Origin of the sequence: Streptomyces bohaiensis, from assembly GCF_012033785.1 — a bacterium.
GTDB classification, from domain to species: Bacteria; Actinomycetota; Actinomycetes; order Streptomycetales; family Streptomycetaceae; genus Streptomyces; species Streptomyces bohaiensis.
Map to the genome: position 1 here is coordinate 1 of NZ_JAAVJC010000472.1, position 1,943 is coordinate 1,943.

Consider the following 1,943-nt stretch of genomic DNA (forward strand, 5'->3'; position numbering starts at 1 on the left):
GCCCTCTGCCGCACGGGCCGGTGGGTCGGCGGGTGCCGGGCCCCGGCCGACCCCCGGCGGCACCGGCGCCACGACCGCGGGCACCAGGCCGAGCAGCGCCGCCACCGCGGGCACGAGCGGGAAGGAGGGAGCGGTCAGCGGGACGGTCGGCGGGGAGAGCCCCGCCGGATCGGCGGCGGCCGCCACCACGTACACCGCCGCGACCGCCGCGCCCGACGCCGCCACCAGCCAGGCGCGGAGCCCCCAGCGGTCCGGGCGGTACCGGGTGCGTACCGCGCGCCGCCCACCGAGCCGGAGCCCGGCGGCGGCGGCCGCCGCACCCACCGCCAGGACCGGCAGCCCCAGCACACCGCCCTCGGCTGCCAGCAGTCCGTAGCTCCCGGCGCAGACCCCGAGGAGCCCGCCGAGCGTCAGCGCCGCCGTGGTGCGGCGCACCCGCGCCGGGACGCGCGCCGACCGGCCGTAGCCGCGGGCGTCCATCGCCGCCGCCAGCGCCACCGACCGCTCCAGCGCCCCCTCCAGCACCGGCAGCGCAACCCCCGCCACCGACCGGACCCCGCGGTCCGGTCTGCCGCGCAGTCGCCGCGCCGCGCGCATCCGGACGACGTCGCCGATCAGCCGGGGCGCGAACGTCATCGCCACCACCACCGCCACCCCCGCCTCGTACAGCGCGCCGGGCAGCGACTTCAGCAGCCGTGCCGGGTCCGCCAGCGCGTTGGCCGCGCCCAGGCAGATCAGCAGCGTCGCCAGGCGCAGCCCGTCGTAGAACGAGAAGAGCACCCCCTCGGCCAGCACCCGGCCGCCGAGCCGCACCCCCTGCATCCACTCCGGCAGCGGCACCTCCGGCAGCGTGAACAGCACGTGCGTGCCACCGACGGTGGAGCCCAGCAGGACTGCGAAGAGCACGCGCAGCACCACCACGACCGCGCCGAGGGCGAGGAAGAAGCCGAAGGCCCGGGCCCACGGCGCGTCCGTGCGACGCGCCGAGACGACGTAGCCGGCCACCGCGACGATCAGCCCCAGCAGCAGCGGGTTGGTGGTGCGGGAGGCCGCCGTCGCCAGCCCCAGCGCCCACAGCCACCAGGCTCCCGCGTGCAGCGCGTTGCCGCGGGTCGCCGACGGGGCCCGCAACCCGGCGGGGAGAAGCGTCCGGCCGCCCTCGCCGCCCTCGCTGCCGTGACGCCCGCCGCCGGTGTCCGCGTCGAGCCGCTCCGTGCCGCGAGGGGAGCCGAGCCGTCCCCTCACCGGTCCCGCCGGCGCCCGCGCCCCAGCGCCGCCGCGGCGAGCGCCGCCACCGCGGCGATGCCGACCCACAGGCCGACCCCGCCCGGGAAGCCGTCCTCACCGGCCCCCGTGGAGCCGCCCTCGTCGCCCCCCTCGGCGCCGGCGGAGTCCTGGGGAGCCGCACTGGCCTGCTCCCCGCACCCCCGCTCGGGGTAGCCGCGGATCGCGCAGAGCAGCCCGGCCCGGTCGTACCGCAGCGGGCCGGCCACCGCGGCCAGCGTCTCGGCACCGGTCGCGCCGTCCGCGACCACGGCGCAGACCGTCGCCGGAGGAGGCGGCACCTCCCCCGGCGGCGCCTCGTCCCGCGTCCCGAAGTCCAGTACCAGCGCCACCCGGCGTTCGTCCGCACCGGCCTCGGTGGCGTCGCAGACGGCGGCGAAGGTGTCCGTGGGGCGTGGCTGTTCCGCCCCGCCGGTGCCGGTGCCGATGCCGAAGCGGAACCCGAGCACGGCTCCGTCGGCCGGCCGCAGGGTGCCCGGGCCCTCGGTGGCGTACCGCCACGACTCGTCGGGGCCGCCGTCCGTCTCCTCGTCGGTGCCGTCCGCGGTGTCCGCCGTGTCCGCCGTGTCACGGAGCCAGAAGGACCAGTAGCGGTAGCCCGTCGGCGCGTCGTGGACCGGGTCCCCCGTGAGCTGGAGAGCGGGCCCCGAGCCCATGAC

The 1,943-nt window shown here is 79.2% G+C and carries 2 protein-coding genes; both read right to left on the reverse strand.

Annotated features, from left to right (window positions below; translation table 11 throughout):
• The coding region (locus HCN52_RS24045; protein WP_209314941.1) for an energy-coupling factor transporter transmembrane component T at positions 1-1,131 on the reverse strand (1,131 nt) is incomplete at its 3' end.
• A gap of 110 nt (positions 1,132-1,241) precedes the next feature.
• On the reverse strand, positions 1,242-1,943 hold a 702-nt coding region (locus tag HCN52_RS24050), incomplete at its 5' end, for an SCO2322 family protein (RefSeq protein WP_168090526.1).